This is a genomic window from Streptomyces pseudogriseolus (assembly GCA_002154585.1).
Lineage (GTDB): Bacteria > Actinomycetota > Actinomycetes > Streptomycetales > Streptomycetaceae > Streptomyces > Streptomyces pseudogriseolus.
This window is the reverse complement of the sequence record MUNG01000347.1, coordinates 1-4,755: the sequence shown is the minus strand read 5'-3', so window position 1 is coordinate 4,755 and position 4,755 is coordinate 1. Positions and strand designations below refer to the sequence as shown.

The window sequence follows — 4,755 nt, the reverse complement described above, 5'->3', positions numbered from 1 at the left end:
GGCCGGGGGTGCGGGTGAACTCCGGTGCGGGCAGCGGGGCGAGGCCGTAGTTCCAGGGTGTCGTGGCGTGCACCTCGTAGGCGGGGAAGGTGTCGTCGCCCGCGTAACGGTCGTACCGTTCACCGATCTTCAGGGAGTAGGTCAGTGGCCCGTGCTGGACGGTCACGGCGCCGTGCTGGTCCGGCAGCGGGCGCACCTCGGTGCGCTGCGGCAGGCGCAGGGTGACCACGTCGCCGTCGCGCCAGGTGCGGGTCACGGTCGCCCAGCCCGGCCCCTGCGGGGCGTTCACCGGCCGTCCGGCGACGCGGAGTTCGGGTGCGCGGCACCAGCCGGGTACACGCAGCCGCAGCGGGAAGCGCACCGGGCGCGGGGTGGAGACGGTGAGGCGGACGGTGTCGGTGAACGGGTAGCCGGTGTCCTCGGTGACGGTCACCGTGGTGCCGCCGGCAACCTGGGCGCGGACCGTGCTGGGCGCGTACATCGCGGCGGCCAGGCCTCCGTCGTCACTGGCGAGCCACAGTTCCTCGGTGAAGTAGGGCCAGCCCATGCCGTAGTTGTGGGGGCAGCAGCGGTACTGGTCGACGCCCGCGTGGTAGGCCTGCATGGCGAAGCCGTTCTGGAACTGGCCCTGTGTCTTGGTGCGGTTGTCCAGGTCGACGCCGTTGGCGCTGGTGATGTAGTGGATCGCCCGGCCCAGGGGGTCGAGTGAGGCGGGGAGCATGTTGAAGGCCAGGTCCTCGCAGCGGTCCGCCCAGACCGGGTCGCCGGTGATGCGGGTGAGGAGTTCGTGGGAGGCCATGAACTCGACGACGCCGCAGGTCTCGAAGCCCTGGCGGGGGTCGGTGAAGCCGGGGCGGTAGTTCTCGTCGCCGGCCATGCCGCCGCCGGGGAACCGGCCGTACTCGGCCATGACGGTGTCGTAGGCGCGGTAGGTGGCGCGGGTCAGGTCGGCGGATCCGGTCACCTGCGCGTACTGGGCGGGTTCGCGGAAGCCCTGGGCGATGTTGACGTTGTGGCGTGAGGGTGTCGGGCCGGTCCAGTCGGCCCCCAGGGTGTGCATCGTGGCGGCCAGGTCCAGGAGGAAGGTCTCCCCCGTGCGGCGGTACAGCCAGACGGCGATGTCCAGTCCGTCGCCCCAGCGGTAGGAGATCCAGCTGGTGTCGAACGCGCCGGGCCCCTGGGCGTTCATGAAACGCAGGAACCTCAGGAGGAAGGGCACGATGCGCTCGTCGCCCGTGAACTCCTCGTGCGTGCGCAGAGCTTGGAGCAGCGGGAGGAACGGCCAGAAGTCGGGTCCGCCGCCGAGGGAGGTGCGCAGGGCGCGCGGTCCGAAGAAGCCGTCGGGCTGCTGGGTGGCGAGGATCGCGTCGATCCAGCGGCGCGCGTTCGCGAGGGCGGCGGTGTCGCCGGTGGCCACGGCGAGCGGCACGTATCCGCGCAGCCAGTACGGCAGTTCCTCCCAGCCGGGCCGCTCGGGGTGGACCCAGCCGGTGGTGTCGAAGTCGAGGAAGTGGGAGATCTCCTTGTAGCGGCCGCACAGTCCGTCGAGCTGGAGCCGCAGTTGGCCGGCCAGCCAGCCGCGCGGGGTGACGCTGCCGGCGGGGAGTCTGCGGAAGGCGTCCGGGAGGGGGCCGGCGACGGCCTCCGGGGGCACGGCCGACGCGCGGCGGGTGAGGGGGCCGCCGAGTGCGGCCGCGCCGAGACCCGCGGCCGAGGCCCCGAGGAGAGTGCGTCTGGTGACAGGCATGCGCGGGCTCCTGTTCATCGTCGTCCGTGGTCCCGCGGCGGGGGTGCGCGGGACGGGCGGGTGGCTCGCCGTTCGGTCTTCACAACGTTGTAAGGCCCAGTCCGGATGAGAGCACGGCGCCGGGGCCGCTGTCCAGGGTCCGGACACGTCGGGTGCGACGGGCGCGGGGTGCGGTCCGGGCACACCGTGTGCGGCGGGCGCGAGGAGTGAACGGCCGTGCGCGGCGGGCGGGTTGCGGGAACGGCCGATACGGGCATGACTGGGGCCGTAGGATCGAGTGATCTCGTGGGGGTGGTCATGCTCAGGCGGCGTCCGGGTTCACCGACGCTCGAGGAGGTGGCGGCGCTCGCCGGTGTGGGGCGGGGCACCGTCTCCCGCGTCATCAACAACGCGGCGGGGGTGAAGGACACGACCCGCCGTGCCGTGCAGCGCGCCATCGCCGAGCTGGGGTACGTCCCCAATCTGGCCGCCCGCACGCTGGCCGGGCGGCGCGCCGACGCGGTCGCGCTGGTCATGACGGAGCCCGACTGGCGGCAGTTCGGCGAGCCCTTCTTCTCCGAGATCGTACGGTCCGTCGGGGACGCCCTCACCGAGACCGAGGTGCAGTTGCTGCTCACCCTGGTGCGCACGGACGCCGAGCGGCAGCGGCTCGTGGAGTACGCGCGCGGCGGCCGGGTGGACGGCGTGATGCTGATGTCCGTGCACGCGACGGACCCGCTGCCCGACATGCTGGCCGACGTGGGCCTGCCCACCGTGCTGTTGGGACGGCGGTCGGGCGACGAGAGCGTGACCTACGTCGACGCGGACAACGTCGGAGGGGCGCGGGCCGCCGTGTCGCATCTGCTGGGCACCGGCCGGCGCGCGATCGCGACCATCACGGGGCCGCCGGACATGTACGTGGCCCAGTGCCGGCTGCGCGGCTACCGGGAGGCGATGGAGCGGGCCGGCGTCGAGGCGCGGGAGTCCTGGACCGTCCAGGGTGACTTCTCGGCGGACAGCGGGCACCGGGCGATGGCCGAACTCATCGAGCGGGCGCCGGAGATCGACGGGGTGTTCGCCGCGTCGGACACGATGGCCGTGGGCGCGCTGGGAGCGCTCCGGGCGGCGGGCCGGCGGGTGCCGGACGACGTGGCGGTGATCGGGTTCGACGACTTCCCGCTCGCCCAGCACACCGATCCGCAACTGACGACGGTCCGTCAGCCGCTGGAGGAGATCGGGCACACGATGGTGCGGCTGCTCCTGGAGGAGATGGAGGAGCCGTCGGCGGCCTGGCGGCACGTCATCCACCGTACGGAACTGGTGCTGCGCGGCTCCGCCTGACCCGGGGCGGAATCCCGTGGCGCCCCGTCGGGCGTCGAAAGTTTCGGGAGCGCTCCCGTCGTCCGAGGCCAAGTGGATCATCTCGCTGACCTGCGGCTTCGAAAGACATTCGACGGGTTGGCGCGCACAGGGTTGTCAGGGACATGGACGCCTTCTACAGTCCCGTCCCGGAACACCATTGGGAGCGCTCCCATCAATGGGGAGGCGGGAGCGCTCCCGCCGGTATCCCGCACCCCCACCTGCCGAGAGGTCCCCCACATGCCACGGTTACGGCACCACTCCCGCACCCTGCGCGCCGTGTCGGCGGCGCGTACCCGGCGCGTCGTGTCGGCGACGCGTACCTTGCGCGCCGTGTCGGCGGCGCGTACCCGGCGCGTCGTGTCGGCGACGCGTACCTTGCGCGCCGTGTCGGCGGCGCTCCTCACCGCGCTCGCCGCGCTCGCCGCGCTGCTGACCGCGACCGTGCCCGCCCAGGCCGACACCACGATCTGCGAGGAGTTCGGGTCGACGGTCATCCAGGGCCGCTACGTCGTCCAGAACAACCGCTGGGGCACCAGCGCCACCCAGTGCGTCACCGCCACGAACTCCGGCTTCCGCGTCAGCCAGGCCGACGGCTCGGTGCCGACCAACGGCGCGCCGAAGTCGTACCCGTCGGTCTTCAACGGCTGCCACTACACGAACTGTTCGCCGGGCACGGCGCTCCCCGCGCGCATCGGCGGCATCTCCTCCGCGCCGAGCAGCATTTCGTACAGCTATGTCGACAACGCCGTGTACAACGCCTCGTACGACATCTGGCTGGACCCGACGCCCCGCACCGACGGGGTGAACCGGACCGAGATCATGATCTGGTTCAACCGGGTGGGGCCGATCCAGCCGATCGGCTCGCAGGTCGGCACGGCCAACGTGGCCGGGCGCACCTGGGAGGTCTGGTCCGGCGGGAACGGCACCAACGACGTGCTGTCCTTCGTCGCGCCGTCTGCGATCAGCAGCTGGAGCTTCGACGTGATGGACTTCGTCCGGGAGACCGTCGCCCGCGGAAAGGCGGGCAACGACTGGTACCTGACGAGCATCCAGGCCGGTTTCGAGCCGTGGCAGAACGGCGCGGGCCTCGCGGTCAACTCCTTCTCGTCGACCGTCAACACGGGCGGCACGCAGAACCCGGACGAGCCGGGCACCCCGTCCGCCTGCACGGTGGCGTACGCGACGAACGTGTGGCCGGGCGGCTTCACCGCGAACGTCACGGTGACCAACAACGGCTCGGCCCCGGTGGACGGCTGGCGGCTCGCCTTCACCCTGCCCTCGGGGCAGAACGTCGTGCAGGCCTGGAACGCGACCGTCAGCCCCTCCTCCGGCGCGGTCACGGCCACCGCGGCGGCCGGCAGTGCGCGGATCGCCGCGGGCGGCAGCCAGAGCTTCGGGTTCCAGGGCACGTACAGCGGGAGCTTCGCGCAGCCGGGCGGCTTCCAGCTGAACGGGACTGCCTGCCGCACGGCGTGAGGGGCTGAGGGCTGAGGGCCGCGGCGGGGTGCATCCCGCCGCGACCCCTCGCTTCCGGGTCCGCCCTCTCCCTCGCCGGGCCGACGGGCGGGCCACGCACGCCCCGCACGCCCTGTGCGTCCCGTGACGGGGGCGGCCTGTGAGCCGCGGCCGCCGCCGCCCCTCATCCTCCACCCGGGGGTCCCCAGATC

The 4,755-nt window shown here is 72.6% G+C and carries 3 protein-coding genes; 2 read left to right on the top strand and 1 reads right to left on the bottom strand.

The genetic code is table 11. The annotated features are described in order from the left end of the window. The coding region (locus CCN29_RS26825) for a beta-L-arabinofuranosidase domain-containing protein (protein WP_086685110.1) at positions 1-1,747 on the bottom strand (1,747 nt) is incomplete at its 3' end. Between the two features lie 297 nt (positions 1,748-2,044). On the opposite strand from CCN29_RS26825, the gene CCN29_RS26820 reads away from it, so the two are divergent. Then, entirely contained in the window at positions 2,045-3,067 is a 1,023-nt protein-coding gene (locus CCN29_RS26820) for a LacI family DNA-binding transcriptional regulator (RefSeq protein WP_039985943.1), read from the top strand. Positions 3,068-3,325: 258 nt separating this feature from the next. Continuing rightward, positions 3,326-4,564, top strand: a complete 1,239-nt coding sequence (locus CCN29_RS26815; RefSeq protein WP_442538503.1) for a GH12 family glycosyl hydrolase domain-containing protein — start codon at positions 3,326-3,328, stop codon at positions 4,562-4,564. Positions 4,565-4,755 lie beyond the last annotated feature (191 nt).